The organism is Apilactobacillus sp. EABW-1NA, from assembly GCF_030398685.1.
GTDB lineage: Bacteria > Bacillota > Bacilli > Lactobacillales > Lactobacillaceae > Apilactobacillus > Apilactobacillus waqarii.
In genome coordinates this window covers 25,151-47,339 of record NZ_JAPDKO010000007.1, presented here as the reverse complement: position 1 = coordinate 47,339, position 22,189 = coordinate 25,151, and the positions used below count along the sequence as shown (strand labels likewise).

General features: G+C 36.4%; 16 protein-coding genes. 10 read left to right on the top strand and 6 right to left on the bottom strand.

Features of this window, described 5'->3' with window-relative positions:
* Positions 1-68: 68 nt before the first annotated feature.
* The 3 genes from OEZ61_RS03170 to OEZ61_RS03160 are packed head-to-tail and all read left to right on the top strand — an operon-like array spanning position 69 to position 2,354.
* On the top strand, positions 69-770 hold the full coding sequence (locus OEZ61_RS03170) for an amino acid ABC transporter permease (protein WP_034531334.1): 702 nt from the start codon (positions 69-71) through the stop codon (positions 768-770).
* Positions 771-784: 14 nt separating this feature from the next.
* On the top strand, positions 785-1,528 hold the full coding sequence (locus tag OEZ61_RS03165; protein ID WP_054450817.1) for an amino acid ABC transporter ATP-binding protein: 744 nt from the start codon (positions 785-787) through the stop codon (positions 1,526-1,528).
* Between the two features lie 13 nt (positions 1,529-1,541).
* A complete protein-coding gene (locus OEZ61_RS03160; protein ID WP_053795922.1) occupies positions 1,542-2,354 on the top strand; it encodes a transporter substrate-binding domain-containing protein in 813 nt (270 codons plus the stop codon).
* Positions 2,355-2,456: 102 nt separating this feature from the next.
* On the opposite strand, the gene OEZ61_RS03155 is transcribed toward OEZ61_RS03160, so the two are convergent.
* The 3 genes from OEZ61_RS03155 to OEZ61_RS03145 form a co-directional block, all read right to left on the bottom strand.
* Complete coding sequence (locus OEZ61_RS03155) at positions 2,457-5,423, bottom strand: LPXTG cell wall anchor domain-containing protein (protein WP_290046906.1); 2,967 nt, start codon at positions 5,421-5,423, stop codon at positions 2,457-2,459.
* A 148-nt stretch (positions 5,424-5,571) separates the two neighbouring features.
* A complete protein-coding gene (locus OEZ61_RS03150; RefSeq protein WP_290046905.1) occupies positions 5,572-8,793 on the bottom strand; it encodes an LPXTG cell wall anchor domain-containing protein in 3,222 nt (1,073 codons plus the stop codon).
* 993 nt (positions 8,794-9,786) lie between these two features.
* The gene (locus tag OEZ61_RS03145) at positions 9,787-10,668 is read right to left on the bottom strand and encodes a LysR substrate-binding domain-containing protein (protein ID WP_034534234.1); all 882 of its coding nucleotides are present in this window, start codon (positions 10,666-10,668) and stop codon (positions 9,787-9,789) included.
* A 137-nt stretch (positions 10,669-10,805) separates the two neighbouring features.
* On the opposite strand from OEZ61_RS03145, the gene OEZ61_RS03140 reads away from it, so the two are divergent.
* On the top strand, positions 10,806-12,434 hold the full coding sequence (locus tag OEZ61_RS03140) for a malolactic enzyme (RefSeq protein WP_034534231.1): 1,629 nt from the start codon (positions 10,806-10,808) through the stop codon (positions 12,432-12,434).
* 60 nt (positions 12,435-12,494) lie between these two features.
* On the opposite strand, the gene OEZ61_RS03135 is transcribed toward OEZ61_RS03140, so the two are convergent.
* A complete protein-coding gene (locus tag OEZ61_RS03135) occupies positions 12,495-13,262 on the bottom strand; it encodes a methylenetetrahydrofolate reductase (RefSeq protein WP_034534228.1) in 768 nt (255 codons plus the stop codon).
* Positions 13,263-13,683: 421 nt separating this feature from the next.
* On the opposite strand from OEZ61_RS03135, the gene OEZ61_RS03130 reads away from it, so the two are divergent.
* Positions 13,684-14,055 carry a GtrA family protein gene (locus OEZ61_RS03130; RefSeq protein ID WP_034534226.1) on the top strand — a complete coding sequence of 124 codons (372 nt, stop codon included), beginning with the start codon at positions 13,684-13,686 and terminating at the stop codon, positions 14,053-14,055.
* 45 nt (positions 14,056-14,100) lie between these two features.
* On the opposite strand, the gene OEZ61_RS03125 is transcribed toward OEZ61_RS03130, so the two are convergent.
* Positions 14,101-16,197: an ATP-dependent Clp protease ATP-binding subunit gene (locus tag OEZ61_RS03125; protein WP_034534223.1), complete on the bottom strand. Its 2,097-nt coding sequence runs from the start codon at positions 16,195-16,197 to the stop codon at positions 14,101-14,103.
* 409 nt (positions 16,198-16,606) lie between these two features.
* On the opposite strand from OEZ61_RS03125, the gene OEZ61_RS03120 reads away from it, so the two are divergent.
* The 4 genes from OEZ61_RS03120 (at position 16,607) to OEZ61_RS03105 (ending at position 20,702) form a co-directional block, all read left to right on the top strand.
* Positions 16,607-18,052: an amino acid ABC transporter substrate-binding protein/permease gene (locus OEZ61_RS03120; RefSeq protein WP_034534220.1), complete on the top strand. Its 1,446-nt coding sequence runs from the start codon at positions 16,607-16,609 to the stop codon at positions 18,050-18,052.
* Positions 18,049-18,786, top strand: a complete 738-nt coding sequence (locus OEZ61_RS03115; RefSeq protein WP_034534218.1) for an amino acid ABC transporter ATP-binding protein — start codon at positions 18,049-18,051, stop codon at positions 18,784-18,786. The genes OEZ61_RS03120 and OEZ61_RS03115 overlap by 4 nt, the downstream gene beginning before the upstream one ends.
* 114 nt (positions 18,787-18,900) lie before the next feature.
* Positions 18,901-19,323: a MarR family winged helix-turn-helix transcriptional regulator gene (locus OEZ61_RS03110; RefSeq protein ID WP_034534215.1), complete on the top strand. Its 423-nt coding sequence runs from the start codon at positions 18,901-18,903 to the stop codon at positions 19,321-19,323.
* A gap of 2 nt (positions 19,324-19,325) precedes the next feature.
* Positions 19,326-20,702: a DHA2 family efflux MFS transporter permease subunit gene (locus tag OEZ61_RS03105; RefSeq protein WP_034534213.1), complete on the top strand. Its 1,377-nt coding sequence runs from the start codon at positions 19,326-19,328 to the stop codon at positions 20,700-20,702.
* Between the two features lie 43 nt (positions 20,703-20,745).
* On the opposite strand, the gene OEZ61_RS03100 is transcribed toward OEZ61_RS03105, so the two are convergent.
* Positions 20,746-20,985: a hypothetical protein gene (locus OEZ61_RS03100; protein WP_034532307.1), complete on the bottom strand. Its 240-nt coding sequence runs from the start codon at positions 20,983-20,985 to the stop codon at positions 20,746-20,748.
* 160 nt (positions 20,986-21,145) lie between these two features.
* On the opposite strand from OEZ61_RS03100, the gene OEZ61_RS03095 reads away from it, so the two are divergent.
* Positions 21,146-22,156 (top strand): putative sulfate exporter family transporter, encoded by a 1,011-nt coding sequence (locus OEZ61_RS03095; protein WP_034534247.1) that lies wholly within the window; start codon positions 21,146-21,148, stop codon positions 22,154-22,156.
* The last annotated feature ends 33 nt before the right edge of the window (positions 22,157-22,189 follow it).

Below are 22,189 nucleotides of genomic sequence, written 5' to 3'. Positions count from 1 at the left end.
GTGTAAAATGGTGATTGGATTAAATTACGTATTTCCATAATTATAGTTAAAAATAAAGGAGAAGAGATATGAGCGCATGGGATATCATTCGTGATGCGACTCCTCAATTGGTCTCGGCATGTATTGCTTACACGATTCCAATTGCAATCGTATCATTTATTATTGGTTTAACTATTGCAGTTATTACCGCGTTAGTTAAAATCTCACATCGTGGTGGCCTATTCAACATTGTAAAAGCATTCTTTTACTTCTACGTATGGCTATTCAGAAGTACACCTTTATTGGTTCAATTATTCATCGTATTCTTTGGTCTTCCATACCTAAGAATTGCGGGAATCCTACCAGATGGGATTAGATTAACACCAGTAGTTGCTGGTATTATCACTTTCTCATTAAATACTGGTGCTTATGCTTCTGAAACCATCCGTGGTGCCATCCTTTCAATTCCAGACGGTCAATGGGAAGCAGCCTACTCACTAGGTATGACCAAACGAAAGGTACTATGGAGAATTATCTTGCCACAAGCTAGTCGTGTTTCATTACCACCTTTATCCAATGAATTCATTGGTTTGGTTAAAGATACTTCACTAGCTGCTTCAATTACTATCGTTGAAATGTTTGAGGTCAGCCAACAAATTGCTGCTGAAAACTATCAACCATTAATCATGTACATTCTGGTAGCTGCTATTTACGCAGTCATCTGTAGTGTTCTTACTATCTTACAAAGCTACCTAGAAAAACGAGTTTCTCGTTATTCTGTAAGTAACTAGAAAGGAGTACGTTAATGATTAACTTAAAAAACGTATCTAAAACATTTGGTAAACAACATGCATTAGATAACATCTCCCTTCAATTTCCTAAGAACAAAACTTCTGTAATTGTCGGACCATCTGGTTCCGGTAAATCTACTCTTCTTAGATCTTTAAATCTGTTAGAAACACCAGAAACTGGTGAATATGACTTTAATGATGAAAGTATTGATTTCTCCAAGAAACTAAGTTCTAAAACAATACTAAACATTCGTCGTAAAACTAGTATGGTATTTCAAAGTTTTAACCTATTTCCTCACCTAACCGTTCTAAAGAACGTTATGGAAGGACAAGTACAAGTTCTAAACAAGAGCAAGGAAGAAGCTAAGGAAATTGCTGAACAACTATTAGATAAAGTTGGAATGCTAGATAAAGCGGACGCATATCCAAGTCAACTATCAGGTGGACAAGCTCAACGTGTTGCAATTGCGAGATCATTAGCAATGCATCCCGAATACATCCTATTAGATGAACCAACCAGCGCCTTGGATCCTGAAATTGAACTAGAAGTTCTAAAAGTGTTATTAGATTTAGCCAAAGAAAAACAATCATTAGTTATTGTTACTCATAATCTTACTTTTGCTCAACGTGTTGCCGACAAGATTGTCTTCATCGAAGATGGTAAAGTTGGTTTCGATGGTGATACAAAAGACTTCTTTGAATCAGATGATCAAAGAATCAAAGATTTTCTTGCAGCAATGACTCTACAAAATATTTAAGGGGATTAATATTATGAAATTCAACAAATTATTCAAGTCTCTAGCTGTTACTTTAGCCGTATTTGGTACTGGTGCTATCTTGGCATCATGTGGTAACAGTTCAAGTTCAAAAAACTACAAATCAGAACTAACTAACAGTGGTAAATTAACCATCGGTCTAGAAGGTACATATGCACCTTACTCATACAGACAAGATGGTCAACTAAAAGGATTCGAAGTAGACTTAGCTAAAGATGTTGCTAAAAAATTAGGACTAAAAGTTAACTTCGTTCAAACTAAATGGGATAGCTTAATCGCTGGTCTTGGCAGTAACAGATACGATGCTGTTATGAACAACATGACTGTTACTCCTCAAAGAGAAAAGTTATACTCATTCTCTGAACCATATGCTTACTCATACTACACATTGATCACTAAGAGTGATAGTAAGATGATGAGCATTAAAGACATTAAGGGTATGAACATTGTTGATGGTGCCGGTACTGATAATGCAGTTGTTGCTAAGAAATTTGGTGCTAACGTATCATCAACTCCTGATAACTCAACTGGTTACCAATTAATTCAACAAGGACGTGCAGATGGTACTGTTAACTCTGTTCCAGCTTGGAAATACTTTGCTAAGCACAACTCAACTAAGGGGCTAAAAGAAATTGATGTTCCAACAAAACTACAAGCACCTGCTGAAACTTCAATTATGCTTAACAAAAACTCAAAAGCATTAACTAAGAAGATCAACCAAGCATTAGCTGAACTACGTAAAGATGGTACTATGAAGAAGCTTTCAATGAAGTACTTTGGTTCAGACATTACTACTAAGAACGATTAGTCTTAATATAGAAACAAAAAACACTCAATAATGAGTGTTTTTTTATTTTCCTAAAAGTCTAATGCAATAAAAAAGACTCCGCTTAGCGGAGTCTTTTTACTATTATTTGCGTCTTCTTCTTGATGCGAAGAATACCAACCCTAATGCCATTGCAATTAGTGCAGTACCAATAGCAACAAGAGCATTTTCATGTGTTTGATCACCAGTTTGTGGTAAACGTTTTGTATCTTTGTTAGCAGCGGTTGATACTGAAGTGTCGTTCTTATCAATAGCTGGATTACCGTCGTTGTTACCATGACTAGATGATGAAGTACTTGGAACAACTACATGGCTTGAAGCTGAGCTTTCTGCACTACTGCTTTGTGCTGAACTTTCTGCACTGCTGCTTTGTGCTGAGCTTTCTGCACTACTGCTTTGTGCTGAACTTTCTGCACTGCTGCTTTGTGCTGAGCTTTCTGCACTACTGCTTTGTGCTGAGCTTTCTGCACTACTACTTTGTGCTGATGAACTGGCAGAACTACTTTCTTGGGATTCTCCACTTGAAGCAGCAGAGTGATTTGTATCACTTGAGCTTGATGTGGCAATCTTCTTATATGAAACTGTATCTACTACATCAGAACCTCCACCATTAAGTGTTCCAGAAACAGTAGATTGAGATGAATTTACTAATTCGTATCCATCAATTTGAGGACTGGCTACAGAGTAAGATTGGCTGGCTGGTGTATAACCATTTCCATCCCAGGTTACTTCACCATTTTGATCATTTTTCTTACCTGCTTGGGTGAATTCAAAGTCCTTAGTGTATGGATCATGAATTGCTTGCTTAGTATCTTCATCGATGTAGTTAATTGAAACATTACCCTTAGTGGTTCTGGTTACATCTGACATTGGTTTGTACAAGAATGAGAAAATAATTTCTCTCGGTTTATCCTCTGTTGGAGCAAGAATCTTATAATCTTTTTGACCATTACTTATTAGGTAGTAACCTGGAATATTTGGAGCTGTAAATGAAACATTTTGACTATCTGGAGTGAAGTTACCCCATGTGATGACATTACCAGTCTTTTTGTTCTTAGTGCCAGTTCTAGTAAATGTAACATACTTAGTTTGTTGATATCCATCAATTGGAGCTGATTCAGTACTCTGCCCATTTGTTCCTGGAATAGTGACCTGCTTAGTTTTATCTTTTGGAACAGCAGTAACTTTGACTGTGTTAGTGCTTGTTACTTGTTCAGTTGGATCCATGTAAACAGTTCTAGTTACATCATTTCCTAGTGGATAAAGTTGACCGGTAACGTTACTGTTGTCTTCTGGTACATATCCATCGATAGTTGGAACAGTGAAGTTATAAGTACCATCTCCACTTACGTTTGACCAGTTACCCCATGTCACTTCGTTATTTCTTGTGTCTTTAAGGCCACTTGCCTTAAAGACAGATGAACCAGTATCTGTTCTTAGAACATTTCCAGTAACTGAATCAATGTAGTTAACCTTTACATTTCTAGTAACTTGTTGGTCTGGAATTGAAACATATGGATTGATAACGTGTAACTTAGCACTACTGTTAACAGCACCATCAGCACTGTAAGTTAAGTTAATATCCTTTGTTGATTGTTGAGCAACGTTGATAGTTTGGCCATCGTTGACACCTTCATCGTTAGAAACATTTAGTTTGGGATTGTCAACATGAACATATTTGGCTGGAGTACCATCAATTGCCTGAAATACATTTACACCGTTAGTTAATGATCCAGAATTATAAGTATAGTTACCATCTTTGTCAGTGTAAACGGTGGTATCTGGAGAAATAATCCATGATTTTCCAACATTATCACTAGCTGGAACAATTGAAACATTGGCATGCATTGGTGGTACATTGTTAATAGTTGGGTCATCACCCACTGTATACTTCAAGTATCCATCCACACCATAGTTAATTGATAAGTCGCTATAAGTAAGATATGCTACAAAATCAACTGTGTTATCCGTATATTTAGATGCAGAATAATCAAACATTGGATTTCCATATTCAGATTTTAAGTAAACACCTGGTTCATTGGTAATATCTTTGTATTTACCATCCACGATTGCATATAATCTAAAATTATTTGTGTCGAAGCTTGACTTATCTGCATTTCTATTTAGTAAAGTAATTGCTATACCATGCACGGTATTACCTTTGGAATTTGGATTCAATTCTGCTACAACAACAAAGTATGGTTTTCCATCTTTATTGGCTACTATTGGAGCGTATCCAGCGTTCGCTGTATCTCCACTATATTGAACAAGGTTTTTATAAGTGTTACTTAGTGGATAATCAGATACATCATCTGGATAAGTGTTCCAGTTAGATGGTGTGTCAGGCTTACTGTTGTCAGGTATGTTTAAGGGACGGGCTCCCATTTGTCCAGCTTGACTATCAACAGGTCTAACATCACTCTTTTTCTTTTGAAGAACCGAAATATTACCATTTGAAACAGAAATATTTGAATTTTCCCCTGCATAGTTCATTGATGCACTTACGGTTGCATTATAGGTACTATCAGGAGCGTCTTGTGGGCCCTCTTTAACTAGTAATGAAACGTTAATTTTACTATCACTTGGATATAAATCAGTGTTTGTAGTTAACGTTACCACATTGTCATTGGTAGAAACATCAAAAACATTAGCATTTCCATACTTTGTATAAGTGCTAATTGATGAGAATAAATCACTGAAATTTTTTCCTGATTGTGGATTTACGGTAAACGTAATCTTAGTTCCCTTAGGAATTACTCTTCCTAAATTGTCATTATTATTTAAAGAAACTTCATAGTTAACAGATTTACCAGCTGTTACATTTTGGGTAGATGCATCAACATTAGTAACCGTAGCAGATACATTATTAGGATCAGCTTGATATGAGCTGTTTTGTTCGTCAGCATGTGCAACAACAGCTGCTGGTGTAATATTGTTATCTTGAGAAACAACGTAACCTGTTCCTAATAGGGCAACTGTGGACATACCAATTACAACCCAGTTTTTCTTCACCTTATGTAAAATCTTCTTTTCTTTTACTTCTCTACTCATAAAATCTCCCCCTTTATATTATCTATACAGTCAGTCTAAGATAATAATGAAATAATATCAGTAGGATTTTATTTAAGTTTTTATAAAGATTTTTAATGTTTTTTTAACAAAAAAAGCCCGCCTAAGCGGACCTTTTTATTTTAAGCTATTATTTACGTTTTCTTCTCATTGCTACCATGAACAATCCAACTGCCATTGCAATTAAAGCAGCACCAATTGCTACTAGAATGTTTTCATGTGTTTGATCACCAGTTTGTGGCAAACGTTCATGATTAGCATTTGATTTAGTTGAATTATTTTCATGTTGAGGAGTAATTGTCTTCTCATGTTTATCAGAAGTAGCTGGTTTTCCACCGTTGTTACCATGACTTGATGGCACGCTAGAGCTTTGAGGTACAGAACTGCTGCTTTGTGCTGAACTTTCCGCACTACTGCTTTGTGCTGAGCTTTCTGCACTACTACTTTGTGCTGAACTTTCTGCACTGCTGCTTTGTGCTGAACTTTCTGCACTACTGCTTTGTGCTGAGCTTTCTGCACTACTGCTTTGTGCTGAACTTTCTGCACTGCTACTTTGAGTGGCACTTGAACTTGGTTCTGCACTACTACTTTGAGCGGCACTTGAATTTGATTCAGCACTGCTACTTGAAGCAGCACTTGAACTTGGTTCTGCACTACTACTTTGAGCAGCACTTGAACTTGGAGTTGCAACCTTCGTGTATCCAACGGTAGTACCAGTAAAATCATAAGCACCATCGATAGTTCCTGTTACATATAGTTGGTTTGGATCTGTTAATTCGTATCCGTCTATCTTAGGACTTTCCACTGAGTAAGAATAAGAATCAGGACTGTAACTATCATTCCACTTAATTACCCCAGTTCTTTCATTCTTAGTTCCTGTCTGTACGAATGTATAATCCCTTTCATAATCAGGAGCAATTTTTTGCTTAGTACTGACATCGATATGGTCAATAACCAACGTATCGACAACATTTCTTTGAACTGTAGTCGTTGCATCTGGTTCATATGGAACAAGCAAGTAAACGTCGTTACCATCTTTTGTTGGGTCAACTGTTCTATTTCTGACAGCATTTTTAGCATTTACTAAATGGTAGTCTTCTAGCTCAGGCGCTTTAATTGTGAACACTTTAGTAGCAGGTGTGTATGCACCGTATTGAACAATAGCACCTGTCTTAGTGTTCTTGATATTTGTACGAGTGAACGTATATGATTCTGAGACTCCTTTGTCATACATAGGTTTTGGACCAGTATAAGAACCAGTACTATTTGTTTCAGTAATTTGTTGACTTTTATCAGTAGGAATCACATGTACAGTAATTGTTTTACTTTCACTAACTTGTTCAGTTGGATCCATATAAACGGTTCTAACAACGTCTTCACCCAAAGGATTCAATGATCCTTTAACATCAGAACTGTCTTCAGGAACATATCCATCAATACTTGGAACTTTAAAGTCGTATTGACCTGTGCCATTTGATGGTGTCCATGCTCCCCAAATAATAGAGTTATCTCTAGTATCACGAACACCAGTGGCTGTAAATTGGACTGAAGAACTATCTGTGTGTAGAACCTTCTTAGTGTTTACGTCTACATAATTTACAGTAACGTTTCTAGTAACATTTTGACTTGGAACGGATACATATGGGTTTACAACAGTTAACGTTGCATTGGCAGTGTGAGCATTTTCAGATGTGTATGATAATTGAATTACTCTGGAAGAGTTTTGATCAACATTAATCGTTTGACCATCATTAATATTGCTATCGTTATTAATATTAACAACAGCATCATTCACTTTTTCATATCCAGCAGGTTCACCATCAACGGTCTTGAACACATTAACGTCATCTTTTAAATTGTTAGTATTGTATGCGTAAGTTCCATCTGGTTGAGTATAAACAGTCTTATTAGGAGCAACTACCCATGAGCTACCGATATCATTCTTTACAGGAACAATTTTGTAGTTCAAATCACCGATTGGTAGACTTTGTTCTCCTTCAGTACCCTCTTTATAGAAGCTACCATAACCCCTTACAAAGTAAGTAGAAGATAAGTCTGAATATGGTCTGTAAGCTACAAAATCAACGAAATCCTTGGTATATGCTGATTTTGAAAAATCTGCATATACTGCACCATTAGAATCAACTCCAAATGATACTCCCGGTTCGTTTGAAATATCTTTATACGAATAACTATCTGTGGATGCGTATAATCTTAGACTATTTAAGTCAAAGTCACTTCCACTAGTAAATGAAAGACGTGAACCAGAGAAACCAGGAATGTTACCCTTATTAAATTCTGCCACAGCTACGAAGTATGGCTTACCTTCTGCATTAGAGTATGCTGGAGCATAATTAGCATAACCGTTAGAAGTATTAACATAGTTACGGTCTGAGTTGCTTCTAGGATAATCCTTTACATTATCAGGATAGTTCTTTGTAATATTAGGTTGAACGAATCCTGGTGTATCAGTGTTATTGTAAGTAACCTTTTCATCTTCAGACTTAGTATTTGGCAAAACAGAAATTTGATTTGCATCAATATTTACAGTTTTTTCACTTCCACCAGGTAATTGCAATGTAGATGATAATGTTACGTTTACTGGGTCAGGGTTGGTTTCATGTTCTTCAGTATCACCATTCCAGTTATAACGAGGTCCCTTAACAACCAATGAAAGGTTCATATTAACTGTTCCAGGATAAAAATCTTTCTTAGTAGTTAAAGTAATTGTGTTTCCAGAAACACTTTCATCAAAGTTATTTTGGCTGGAATATTTTGAATAAACAGAGTAAGCAAAAACATCACTCATATTAAGTGGAGATTGAGGGTTAACATTAATCTTAATTTGTGTACCCTTAGGAATTACTCTACCCAAATTATCGTCATTATTTAATGCAATATTGTAGTTAATTGATGCATTTTTCTTAACGTCTGTTGTTTGTGATCCTAAATTAGTAATGCTTGCAGTTACTGCACTTTGAGGGGCAGTATAATCACCTGATTTATTTGAATCGTTACTACTAGTTTGGTTATCACTACTATTTGATTGTGATGATTCATTACTTTGTTGTGATGTTGAACTGCTTGCTTGACTTGATTGGTTTGAGGCATTGCTTTGTGAAGCTGATGAGCTATTGTTGTCCGCAGCTGAACTGGTTGTACTTGCAGATGATGAATCTGTACTTTGAGTAGCAGTTTCATCAGCATGCGCAGTAATTCCAGTTGGAGCTAAAGTTGAAGATTGTGATGCAACATAGCTTGCACCTAATAAGGCAACTGAGGTCATTCCAATAACAACCCAATTCTTTTTAACCTTATGCAAAATCTTTCTTGATTTAACTTCTTTGTTCATAATTTCACTCCTTTGAACTAAGTTTCAGTGAACATTCTATGGCAAAAGGATTGTGAAAACATCATTTATAAGATTAAATTAACTATGATAAGTTTAAGTATTTATTGAAATGTTTAATTATTCTTTTGATTCTTTTAAAATATTTGTCACTAATATATAAAAACATTGTCATCATTTAGAGATTGGTATTTTTATTATGTATGATTTTCTTTAAAGTGAGATATTATATAACAATGTAAATATGTTTATTAATGCACTTTATACAATAAGTTTGTGAAAATTATGATAGATTCTATGTTCAATTAGGTAAAAAGTTGACATTTTTTAAATTGAAAAATATTGGATAAGAATTCAATTGGGTAAAAAGTTTTAATTGTGTCTTTTTTTGATGCGTTGTAAGTGAATACCCAAGCACTCCAAAAGAGCATTCCACCGGCTATCCATCCTTTTTCATAACAAAAAATTATGTTAAAATAACAATTACTACATAATTAATTATAAGGATAGGAGCTGAAAACTATTCGTTTTATTTTAAATCTAACTGAACTTATACTATTAATTTCATTTCTTTTCACGGCGTACAAAACTGTAAAGGGTTCAAAACAACTTAAGAAAATTAAAGACAAAAATAATACATTTTCTCACAAAACAAAGACGGAAACAGAATTTACCAATTTTTCCTACATGCTTTTAGGAGCATTTTTCGCATTAATACTGTTTACTATGTTTAATGTTGTTGTCGAATATGATAAAAATTTTGTAATGATAATATTAATAGCAATATCTGCAATTATAGATGAGTGCCTATATATGATATTTATGAAAAAAAGAGGTATTGATACAAATATATATATAGATTATAAAAAAATATTTTACTGGTTTTTTGCTATGGTTGATATAGAATTGCTAATGATAATTATTGCATATATATATTATACATTTAAATAAAAACAGCATTCAAAAAAGCCTAAGCTTTCGCTTGGGCTTTTTTATTTATCTCTTAAGTGAATCCCTGATAACATCCAAGACTTCCTTTTGGAAATCATTGAAGTAATGGGACTTTAAGTAAACCAGATTGGTAACAAACATTGGCATGTCTTCATCTAAGAGGTCCAATTTAACTACCCCATCTGGCACTTGCACCAATGAGTTAAAGAATCCGACACCAACGTTGTTAGAAATCAAACTCATAATATTGTTGGTTTCATTTGATCTGAAAATCACGTTTGGATGGAATGAATTTCGTTTAGCCAATTGGTTAAAGGATTCGTTTTGGGTAAAACCTTGTTTAAATAGCACAAAGTCTTCCTTGGCTAGGTCAGCAAAATGAATCTTACCTTCATTAGCTAGTGGATGGTCCTTTGAAACGTACGCACAGAATGGAATTCTTTCGATTTCCTCTGTCTCTATGTCGGGGTCGTCCAACGGATTGTTAGAACCTAGTAAAGCTAAATCTAACTCACCATTTTTCAATGCAGATTTGGTTGTTTCTGAACCGTATTCATAGGTAATAATACTGTTTAATAATTTTCTTTCCTTCAAATGTTGAGCGATTGTAGGAAAGTATCTTGTTTCAATAATTGGTGGTAGCCCAATTGAAACTTTTTTAGCTTTCAAGTTGGCGATGTTTCGCTTAGCAACGTCAAAATGACGGATGATTGCGCGAGCATGATTTAACAATTGTTTCCCACTATCGGTTACAATGAGTTCGCCATGGGTACGATGTCTGATAATCAACTTAGCGTCCATCTCTTTTTCCAATCGTTGCAGAGCAAAAGTAATGGTAGGTTGACTTACTTTAAATTCTTCAGCAACTTTCGAAAAAACTTTTAATTCTGTTAAGCTTATAAAATATTCAAGGTCTCTAGTGTTCATAAAAAACGCCTCCCAGCGTTGATATAAAAAGGTTTATTTTTTAGATATAAATTATATTTATTATAACACTAAGTTTTGACTATCTAAATACCCATGTATTATTATCTATATATAAATTATGAAAAGAGGTAAGTACTATGTCTTTTGGATATGATATTTTAAACAATCCTTTCAAGAATAAGGGTACTGCATTTACTAAAGAAGAAAGAAAAGAACTTGGTTTAGAAGGAATGCTTCCACCATACGTTCAAACTTTACAAGAACAAGTGGATCAAGCTTACGCTCAATTCCAAAGCAAACCATCAGATTTAGAAAAACGTGTTTTCTTAATGACTCTATTTAACGAAAACCGTGTTCTATTCTACAAGTTATTCTCACAACACGTTGTTGAATTTATGCCAATCGTATACGATCCAACAATCGCTGAAACTATTGAAAACTACAGTGAACTATTCGTTCAACCACAAAACGCTACATTCTTATCAATCGATGATGATTTAGATTCAATCAAGACTTCATTAAAGAATGCTGCTGAAGGCAGAGACATCCGTCTAATCGTAGTTACTGATGCTGAAGGTATCTTAGGTATTGGTGACTGGGCTACTAACGGTGTTGATATCGCTGTTGGTAAACTAATGGTTTACACTGCCGCTGCTGGTATCGATCCTAGCCAAGTTCTACCTGTTGTGCTAGATGCTGGTACTAACAACGAAGAATTACTTAAGGACCCAATGTACTTAGGTAACAGACACGAACGTGTTTACGGTGAAAAATACCACAAGTTCGTTGATACTTTCGTAGAAGATGCTGAAGAAATGTTCCCAGAAATGTACTTACATTTCGAAGACTTCGGTCGTAGCAACGCTGCTGAAATTCTAGACAGATACAAAGACAAGTACACTGTATTCAATGATGATATCCAAGGTACTGGTATCATCGTTCTAGCAGGTATCTTAGGTGCTTTAAACATTTCTGGTGAAGAAATGAAGGACCAAACTTACGTATCATTTGGCGCAGGTTCAGCCGGTACTGGTATCGTTTCTCGTGTATACGATGAATTCGTACAACAAGGTATGGACCCAGAAGAAGCTAAGAAGCACTTCTACCTAGTTGATAAGCAAGGTCTATTGTTCGATGACGACGATACTTTGACTCCTCAACAAAAACCATTTGCTAGAAGCCGTAGCGAATTTGATAACGCAGATTCACTAACTACTCTAGAAGCAGTTGTTAAAGAAGTTCACCCAACTATTTTAGTTGGTACTTCAACTCAACCAAACACTTTCACTGAAGAAATCGTTAAGGAAATGGCTGCTCACACTGAACGTCCAATCATCTTCCCTATCTCAAACCCAACTAAGTTGGCTGAAGCTAAGGCTGAAGACTTACTAAAATGGACTGACGGTAAAGCTCTTATCGGTACTGGTATTCCAGTTAACGATATTGAATACAACGGTACTACTTACCAAATCGGTCAAGCTAACAACGCCCTTGTATACCCAGGTCTAGGTCTAGGTGCAATTGCTGCTACAGCAACTGTTCTAGATGACGAAATGATTTCCGCAGCTGCCCACTCACTTGGTGGTATTGTCGACACTGACAAACCAGGTGCTGCTGTCTTACCTCCAGTTTCTAAGTTGGATCAATTCTCAACTACTGTAGCTAAGGCCGTTGCCGATAGCGCTGTAAAACGTGGTCTTACACGTGAAGACATCAAAGATGTTGACAAAGCTATCGAAGACACTAAGTGGGAACCTAAGTATTAATCTCTCTTTTAGATGATGTGTGTATAAAAAAAGACGCCGAAGGGCGTCTTTTTTTGTGCGCTAAATTATATTAATAATCTTTTCGGTATTTTCCGCATTATTTAATGAATACAAATGAATGTGGTTAGCACCCGCTTGTTTAATTTTATTAATCATCCCCGCGGTGTATCGAACACCACCTTCGCCGAACTCATCTTTATATTGATTCATCAAAGCATTTAGTTCATCTGGAGCAGTCGAATGGGTTAAACTCAGCATATTTTCTGCTTGTGATCTCGAAATCAGTGGCATAATCCCAAACCAGATTGGCGTATCAATTTGGTTTTGATTTAAATAATCAACGTAATCATTCGCGTCAAAGCTAAATTGTGAAATTAGATTCGTGCATCCCTTTTCAATCTTTTGTCTCAACCATTTCATTTCTTCGTCACTACTATTTAGATAGCAAGTTCCAGAGATATTCACATGTGGATATTGTTGTTTGATAAATTCAACTAGTCGATCTGCATGTGGAAATGTCACCGCCGTATCATTTTGAGACAACTTATCACCACGCAACGCCAGCACACTGTGGATATTGTGTTGTTGCATCAAATCAATCATCTCTTGAACTCCCTTTTCATCCTTGTCGATTCCGGTCAGATGAATGACGACATCAACGGATGAATTAGCATGGATGTAGTCAGCGATTTGAATGCTTTGTAGCAGGTTATCCATGTCGTGGTTTCTATCAGTAATCGAGATGAATTCTGGATGTAGTTTTAATAAACCATCCAGGTTAACTTGATCAATGTTGGGTGTAATCTCAAAAGAATATTGTAAGGACATGCGAATCTCCTTTTTGATTAGTTATTGATTTCATTATATACCATCCGTATAAAAAAGAGGCCTCCTTTTATTGGAAGCCTCTTTTATCTTTATTTACACAAGTCAAATCGTCTGCATAATTTATTTACGTTTTTTGCTGATATATGTCGCAGCAAGGCAGATTAAATTCAATACAAATAGAATAAAAAACGCAGTATTTTGATATTTATCTGGACCAAATAAGTAAATCCCTGTCAAAATCGAAACTATTACCAAATTAATATATCTTAGAAGCTTAATCATACTAACTTCCCACTTTCGCTTTTTAATATTTAAATTTTTTTGAAATCATAATAGCATACTATTAAAAGATTTCCATATAAAAAATAATTTTGGTATATACTACTATATAAGTTCAAATGATTTCACACGGAGAAGATAAATGATTGATATAATTAAGCAATTTTTCAAGTTTGGTATCGTTGGATTCATTAACACAATACTAACCTATTTAATTTATACATGCCTATGGCGGATTACATCTCCTACCATTGCCATGGCAATCGGATATGGTACCACTACTTTGATTGGTTTAACCATTAATAAAAAGTGGGTATTCAAAACTAGCGGAAACGTTACTAAAACCGCGATTAAATATTATTCTACCTACGTGTTCACTTGGTGTTTAACAGTACTATTAACATACCTATTGTCTGTCTACACATCTATTAACGAACAAATTGTCCCAGTATTAACATTAATTGTGACCGTTCCAGTTAACTTTATACTAAGTAAACTATGGGTATTCAAATAAAAAAGAGGCCGTTCCTACAAAACGGTCTCTTCTTTATTATTCAGATTACTTGTTTTCACTAATTACGACAGTACCATCTTCCATTTCAGCCTTTAAGTGCTTAATGTCTTCATGGTCTAGGTAGAAGTCAGTAATCTTGTCTCTAATTTCTTGTTCAACTACACGACGTAGTGGACGAGCTCCCATGGCTTCGTCGTATCCTTGTTCGATTAAGTGATTCTTAACGTCATCAGATACGACAACATCCATGTCTTTCTTAGCTAATGTAGCATTTACGTCTGCTAACATTAAGTCGACAATTTCTTTCAAGTCATCCTTTGTTAAGTGGGAGAATTCAACGATTGCATTGAATCTGTTTAAGAATTCTGGGCGGAAGTATGGAGCTAAACGATCCATTAACTTCTTGTCCTTGTCGTCATCACCAGTAAGCGCTTCGTTACCGAATCCGGCATTTGAAGTAGCAATTACAACGGTGTTCTTGAAGTTAACCACATTCCCTTGACCGTCTGTTAAACGACCATCGTCTAATACTTGTAATAGAAGTGTTAGCACTTGTGGGTTAGCCTTTTCGATTTCATCTAGCAATACGATTGAGTATGGGTTTCTACGGACCTTTTCAGTCAAAGTATTGTTGTTGTCGTTGTATCCAACGTATCCAGCTGAAGCACCAATCAACTTGGAAACAGCAGTTGGGTCGGAGTATTCTGACATATCTAGACGGATAATATTGTTCTTGTTACCAAACATGTCCTTAGCTAATTGCTTAGCAAGTTCAGTCTTACCTACACCAGTAGGACCTACGAATAAGAATGAACCAATTGGACGGTTACCTTCGTCAAAACCAGCACGGTTTCTACGAATAGCACGAGCGACTGCGGCAACGGCTTCGTCTTGGCCAATCACCTTGCCCTTTAGACGGTCACCCATAGTCTTTAATCTTTCGATGTCAGTGCTGCTCATCTTAGCAACAGGAACACCAGTCAATCTTTCAACTGACTTAGCAACATCATTGACAGTAGCAGTGACTTTCTTTTCGTCACTCTTGTTGTCAATTTGCTTTTGTAGTTCTTCAATCTTGTTCTTGTGGTTTAAAGCTGATTCGTAATCTTCCTTAGCTGCAGCATCTTCTTGAGCTTTCTTTTCAGCTTCAATTTCGTCTTCGATTTGCTTTTGATCTAAGACTGGGTGTTGCGCAGCCAAGTGTGCAGCAGTCATATCTACTAAGTCGATGGCCTTATCAGGTAGACTTCTTTGTGGAATGTATTGAACTGAGTAGTCAACTGCAGCCTTCAATACTTCGTCAGGTAAAATCACATTGTGGTGTTCTTCGTATAATGGACGAATACCTTTCAAGATTTCTAAAGTAGTTTCTTCACTTGGCGCCTTAATTTGCACTTCGTTGAAACGACGAGACAAAGCAGCGTCCTTTAAAATTGTGTTTCTGTATTCATCTTGGGTAGTAGCACCGATAACGGTAATTTCACCACGAGATAATGCAGGCTTGATAATGTCTGCTAATCCCTTGGAGCCACTTTCGTCGCCGGCATTACCAGCACCTAGGATTTGGTGGATTTCATCGAAGAATAGGATAACATTACCCTTTTCTTGGACTTCCTTAATTAAGTTTTGAATGTTTTCTTCAAAACTACCACGATATTGAGTTCCGGCTTCTAGACCAGAGATATCAATACTAATAACTTCTTTGTTCTTAATTGATGCAGGTACGTCACCCTTAACAATTGCTTGAGCTAAACCTTCAACAACGGCAGTCTTACCGACACCGGCATCACCAACTAACACGGGGTTGTTCTTGATTCTTCTTGATAATACTTCAGCAGTTTCTTGGATTTCCTTGTCTCTTCCAATTACTGGATCTAACTTATTATCTCTAGCTTCTTGAGTTAAGTTTCGGCCTAACTTTTCAAGAATTCCTCCTTTATTAGATGTAGCTTTTTGTTGGGTATTAGGTTGACCACCTTGTAGTTGGCCACTTCTTCTTAGTTCTTCTAATTGTTCTGGGGTAACTTCTTGACCATTAATCATGTATCGACGTTGGGCACTTGAGTTACCTGTATCGCCTAAAAATTGGTTAAAAATTTTGTCAAAATCATCGTTAAATGGATCAAATGGACTTCTTGCCATAGTACATCCCTCACATTTCATATAATATTTTATTTTCAAATACATTAGCCAAACACGGCATGTATTAGATAAGGCTTTTAATTATTCTCTTATTTCCTTATCTAAAGAATATAATACCACCCAAATTACATAATTCAATACTAAATTTGACCTTTTTTGACCTTTTCCTTACATAAGAGTCGAAAACCCTTGATACATAAAGGTTTTATCAAAGGTAAAATTTTTATAAAGTTTTGACTTCCAGCTTATACATCCATTAACATGTCATATTTTATAACATAGAAGCTTAACTTTTTTAAAAAAATAGTGTTTTCAGATATACAACGCTTGCCGGTTCTGATATGATAAAAACATACAATGTTATGAAAGATAACGTGGAAAAGATTTTACTTGAAAAGGGGTTTTACTAATGAAGCGACATTCATCAGTAATTCGATGGTTAATGGTATTAACTGTTGGATTAGTCGTTGCATTCGGTTTATTCTCAGCACCTACTAAATCAAATGCTGCAGAAAAGACTTATCAAATTGGTACAGATGTTACTTTCCCACCATTTGAATATGCAAACGACAACAATAAATACGTCGGAATTGACATCGACTTAATGAAAGCAATTGCCAAGGATCAAGGTTTTAAGATCAATCTTAAGCCTACTAGTTTTAACGGTGCTATCCAAGCCGTTCAATCTGGTCAATTAAACGGTATGATTGCTGGTATGTCAGTTACTCCCGAACGTAAAGGATCATTCGATTTTTCTACACCATACTACAACTCAGGAGTTGTTATGGCTGTATCACAAACTAACAACGACATTAAGAGTCTAAATGATCTTAAGGGTAAGACTATTGCAGTAAAGACCGGTACTACCGGTGCTCAATACGCCCAATCAATCCAAAAGAAATACGGATTTAAAATCAGTACTTTCGATGATTCAAGCAACGTCTATGAAGATGTTTTAACTGGAAACTCTGTTGCATGTTTCGATGACGAACCCGTATTAAAGTACGGTATCAACCAAGGTACTAAGTTAAAAATTGTTACTAAACCTGCTGCAGGTACACCAATTGCATTTGGTGTAAAAAAAGGTACTAACCAAGAATTAGTAAAGAAATTCAACGCTGGTCTTGCTCACCTAAAGAAAACAGGTGAATACCAAAAGATTATGGACAAGTACTTAAACTCCAAGAAGAATGCTGAAGACAATCACTCATTCTTTGGTATCTTGAAGCAAAACAAGACTTTCTTATGGCAAGGTTTCCTACAAACACTATGGTTAACAATTGTTTCAATCTTCTTCGCTACAGTATTTGGTATAATCTTTGGATTGTTCGGAGTTCTACCTATCAAGTTCTTCCGTTGGTTATCCGCTACAGTTATCTACTTATTTAGAGGTATGCCTCTATTGGTTCTAGCATTATTCATCTACACAGGTATTCCTACATTAACCGGTACTAGAATCCCTGCATTCATAGCCGGTGTTATCACATTGATGTTAGATGAAGGGGCATACATTGCTGCCTTCGTTAAGGGTGGTATTGAATCAGTTGATAAAGGTCAAATGGAAGCCGCTAGATCACTTGGTTTACCATTCGGTAAGTCAATGAGAAGAGTTATCCTACCTCAAGGTGTTAAGCTAATGGTTCCATCATTCATTAACCAATTCATCATTACCTTGAAGGATACTTCAATCCTATCAATTATCGGTATTCTAGAACTTACTCAAACTGGTAAGATTATCATCGCTAGAAACCTTGAAGGATTCAAAGTTTGGGCAATGGTTGCAATTATCTACCTAGTTGTAATCACCCTATTAACTTGGCTATCAAACTGGGTAAAAAGGAGAGCTAAGATATGAGCAAAATTAAAGTAACCGATTTACACAAGCAATACGCAGACAACCATGTCTTACGTGGTGTAGATCTTGAAGTTAAAGATAACGAAGTAGTTGTTATTATCGGCCCTTCTGGTTCTGGTAAGTCAACTCTATTAAGAACTTTAAACAAGTTAGAAGAACCAACTTCAGGTTCAGTTGTTGTTCATGGCACTGACATCGCCAAAAAAGGTGTTGATATTGATAAGGTTCGTGAACAAATCGGTATGGTGTTCCAACACTTTAACCTATTTAACAACCTATCAGTTGGTAAAAACATCATGTTAGCCCCTGTTGAATTAGGTAAGCTAACAAAAGAAGATGCTGTAAAACAAGCTAAGAAGTTACTAGAAGTTGTTGGTTTGGAAAACAAATTTGACGCTTCAGTAAGTTCACTATCCGGTGGTCAAAAACAACGTGTTGCTATCGCCCGTGCTTTAGCAATGAACCCAGACATCATGCTATTCGATGAACCTACTTCTGCCCTTGACCCTGAAATGGTCGGTGACGTTTTAAACGTTATGAAGAAGCTAGCTAAAGAAAAAGGTATGACAATGGTTGTTGTTACCCACGAAATGGGCTTCGCTAAAGAAGTTGCTGACCGTGTGGTATTCGTTGATGACGGTATCATCCAAGAAGAAGGTACTCCAGATGAAATCTTCAACCACCCTAAGAACGATCGTCTAAAATCATTCCTATCAAAGATTTTGGAAGTATAGTAAAAAAGAACCTCGCTTATGCGGGGTTCTTTTTTTGTTCATTTTTCGCTTGCATTTTTATTTTTTCCCTTTTATAATTGTTAGCATGCTAACAAAATCTAGGAAGTGATATTCATGACAGAAAATATTGGAAGACAACTAAAAATTGCATCAACCCAACTTACCAAAAAATTTGATAAGTTTGCGATTCAATACGATTTAACAAGTATGCAGATGTCCGTAATCGACTTCTTGACCCTGTTTTACGATCAAGAAATGTTTCAAAAGGACATCGAACACGAATTCAACATCCGTCGTTCCACCGCTTCAACGCTATTGAAGCGAATGGAAGATAAGGGATTAGTCCGACGTGTTGAATCGAACAAGGACGCTCGTCAAAAACAGGTTATCCTAACCGATTTAGCTGTTCAATACGAAGACGACATTCAAAAGTTCATGGTTGAAACGCAACAGCAAATCCATAGTTTCTTGTCTGATGAAGAGTACGATGCCCTAGAGAGTAGCTTAGATAAAATCATTAAACACATGGGGGATTAATAATGGATAGCAAAATTTCATTAAAGACATTACTATCAGTCATCGCAGCTGGAATCATGTCCTTTAGTGGTGTTGTCATTGAAACTTCAATGAACATCACATTTCCGACTTTGATGCACGACTTTAACGTCGGTACCAGTACTGTTCAATGGATGACCACAATCTATTTACTAATCGTTTCAATTGTTGTACCACTTTCCGCAATATTGAACCGTAATTTTAAAACCAAGCAATTATTTATCGTTGCCAATTTACTATTTATTCTAGGGGTTGTGTGCGACCTATGCGCCCCAACATTTTCAGTATTATTACTAGGTCGTGTTATCCAAGGATTTGGAACAGGGATTGCACTACCATTGATGTTTAACATCATCTTGGATCAAGTTCCTGCCGAAAAAATCGGTGTGATGATGGGGGTTGGTAACTTGATTACCGCCATTGCCCCTGCCGTTGGTCCTACTTTCGGTGGAATTGTGGTATCTTCAATCGGTTGGCGTTACATCTTCGCCATCCTATTACCAATCCTAGTGATTTCTTTAATCTTGGGTGTTTTGAACATCGAACAAAAACGTGCAATTGAAAAGACTAGCTTAGACTTTGTCGGCCTAATCCTAATCGTGATTACCTTCACCGGCCTAGTTTATGGTTTCTCAAACATGGGTGCTGGCAATATCCTAAGTGCCGTTGTCACTCTTCCAATCATCATTGGCGTGATTGCTTTAATTACCCTTTACATTCACTGCATTAGAAGTAAGAATGCCATCTTGGATCTTTCAGTTCTTCAAAACCACAAGTTCGCTGGTCACATTGTTGGATTCTTTATCCTACAATTCATTACACTAGGTTTATCATTCATCTTGCCTAACTACGTGCAAATCGTAAACCACTCATCAGCATTCATCGCTGGTTTATTGGTATTACCTGGTGCCGCAATTGGTGCAATCTTTGCCCCACTATCCGGTAGTTTGTACGACCGCTTCGGCGCTTACAAGCCACTAGCATTAGGAATGTTATTCGGACTAATTGGTTTGGTATTATTCACCATCTTCGGTACTCATTTGAGTAACGCCATGATTTTAATCTTCTACGTAATCTACATGCTATGCATGGGATTATCATTTGGTAACATCATGACAAGTGGATTAAGCCAACTAAATGGTGAACAAAGAACCGACGGAAATGCCGTCTTCAACACCATCCAACAAATCTCAGGTGCCATCGCCACTTCCATCGTTTCAGCTATCATTACTATCAGTCAATTGAGTAGCGGTAACGAAGCAAACGGAACTGCGGTTGGATCACTTCACGCGTTGATTCTATTACTAGTATTAATCGCGATTGCTAGTCTAATCTTAAATTCCGTTGTAAAACGCAAATAACAAATAAAAAAAGCCTAACGTGTTAAACGTTAGGCTTTTTGTTTTACTTCATTTTTTTGACACTCATAAAAATTCTAGTTGCAGGATAGAATCTAACATTGAATTCATCCTTAATAGCGTTAACAATCTCGCTATCATCATTATGTTCTTCAATCATGGCACGTACTTTAACGACGTTGTCATAATTGTTCAAGATGTCTCTGACGACACCACGGTCTTTAATACTCTTGACCACTTCATAAATTGCAAAAATAAATAAAAGAATCGCAATTATATTCCACATATATAAATTATCACTCCTATTACTTATAATTATACGTGATATGTCAATATTATCAAAATCATATTAACTAAAGCTTAATAATTCAACGGTTTAGAAGCCTTGCCTCACGTGATATAATTTAAATATTATAAATAAAGGAGAAATTCATATGATTGATACGATTAAAAAACGTACCATTGGATTTCTAGCTGCAACCATTATTGCAATTATTAGTCAATTTCTTACAGCTATTATTCCAAACATCGGTGGAGCCACCATCGCAATCCTAATTGGAATTGTGTTGGGTAACACCGTTTTAAAGCAACCAGTTCTAAGTGCTGGTACCAAGTTTGCTGAAAAACGATTACTAGAATACTCAGTAATGCTACTTGGTCTTACCATCACTTTCCAAACCATTCTTCAATTACACTGGTCTGGATTACTATTCATCATCATCCAAATGGCCATCACCATTATCGCAGCCATCATGATTGGTAAATGGCTTCACTTCGGTGAAGGAATTTACCTTTGCATGGCCGGTGGTAACGCGGTTTGTGGATCATCCGCAATTGCTTCCATCAAGCCAGTCATTAACGCTTCCGATGAAGATGCCGGTATGAGTATCACATTGGTAAACCTAATGGGAACCGTAATGATGCTAGCTCTTCCAGTCATCGGTACCATGGTATTTGGTCACGTTGACATGCTACGTGGTGCCTTGATTGGTGGTACCGTTCAATCAGTTGGACAAGTTATCGCCAGTGCAACAATGGTTAACCAAACTACTGTCCAATTCGCGACTCTATTCAAGATTATGCGAATCATCATGTTAGTAGTTGTGGTAACTGTGTTTGCACGCATTCATGCTAAAAACGAAGCATTAGCTAACGCCGAAAAAGAAGTTGAGGCAGAAGTGAAGAAAGGTAAGATTGATTTCCTACCATGGTACGTTCTATGGTTCTTAATCTTCTGTATCCTAAATAGTTTCTTCCACCTTCCAGCTTTCATCGGAAACACCGCTCACCTATTGAGCTCATGGTGTGAAATCATCGCGCTAGCTGCTATCGGTTTACGTCTAAACTTAAAAGCGTTCCTAAAAGCCGGAAAGCGTTTTGCTATCTACAGTGTTTCAGTTGGGCTAATTCAAACCATCGTGGCACTAATCTTAATCAAACTATTAATTCACGCATAATAAAAAGACTAGGCAAATGCCTAGTCTTTTTTA

Excerpts from the sequence above, each read along its gene's own strand:
- OEZ61_RS03170 (WP_034531334.1), top strand. The coding sequence starts at position 69 with ATGAGCGCATGGGATATCATTCGTGATGCGACTCCTCAATTGGTCTCG.
- OEZ61_RS03165 (WP_054450817.1), top strand. The coding sequence starts at position 785 with ATGATTAACTTAAAAAACGTATCTAAAACATTTGGTAAACAACATGCA.
- OEZ61_RS03160 (WP_053795922.1), top strand. The coding sequence starts at position 1,542 with ATGAAATTCAACAAATTATTCAAGTCTCTAGCTGTTACTTTAGCCGTA.
- OEZ61_RS03155 (WP_290046906.1), bottom strand. The coding sequence starts at position 5,423 with ATGAGTAGAGAAGTAAAAGAAAAGAAGATTTTACATAAGGTGAAGAAA.
- OEZ61_RS03150 (WP_290046905.1), bottom strand. The coding sequence starts at position 8,793 with ATGAACAAAGAAGTTAAATCAAGAAAGATTTTGCATAAGGTTAAAAAG.
- OEZ61_RS03145 (WP_034534234.1), bottom strand. The coding sequence starts at position 10,668 with ATGAACACTAGAGACCTTGAATATTTTATAAGCTTAACAGAATTAAAA.
- OEZ61_RS03140 (WP_034534231.1), top strand. The coding sequence starts at position 10,806 with ATGTCTTTTGGATATGATATTTTAAACAATCCTTTCAAGAATAAGGGT.
- OEZ61_RS03135 (WP_034534228.1), bottom strand. The coding sequence starts at position 13,262 with ATGTCCTTACAATATTCTTTTGAGATTACACCCAACATTGATCAAGTT.
- OEZ61_RS03130 (WP_034534226.1), top strand. The coding sequence starts at position 13,684 with ATGATTGATATAATTAAGCAATTTTTCAAGTTTGGTATCGTTGGATTC.
- OEZ61_RS03125 (WP_034534223.1), bottom strand. The coding sequence starts at position 16,197 with ATGGCAAGAAGTCCATTTGATCCATTTAACGATGATTTTGACAAAATT.
- OEZ61_RS03120 (WP_034534220.1), top strand. The coding sequence starts at position 16,607 with ATGAAGCGACATTCATCAGTAATTCGATGGTTAATGGTATTAACTGTT.
- OEZ61_RS03115 (WP_034534218.1), top strand. The coding sequence starts at position 18,049 with ATGAGCAAAATTAAAGTAACCGATTTACACAAGCAATACGCAGACAAC.
- OEZ61_RS03110 (WP_034534215.1), top strand. The coding sequence starts at position 18,901 with ATGACAGAAAATATTGGAAGACAACTAAAAATTGCATCAACCCAACTT.
- OEZ61_RS03105 (WP_034534213.1), top strand. The coding sequence starts at position 19,326 with ATGGATAGCAAAATTTCATTAAAGACATTACTATCAGTCATCGCAGCT.
- OEZ61_RS03100 (WP_034532307.1), bottom strand. The coding sequence starts at position 20,985 with ATGTGGAATATAATTGCGATTCTTTTATTTATTTTTGCAATTTATGAA.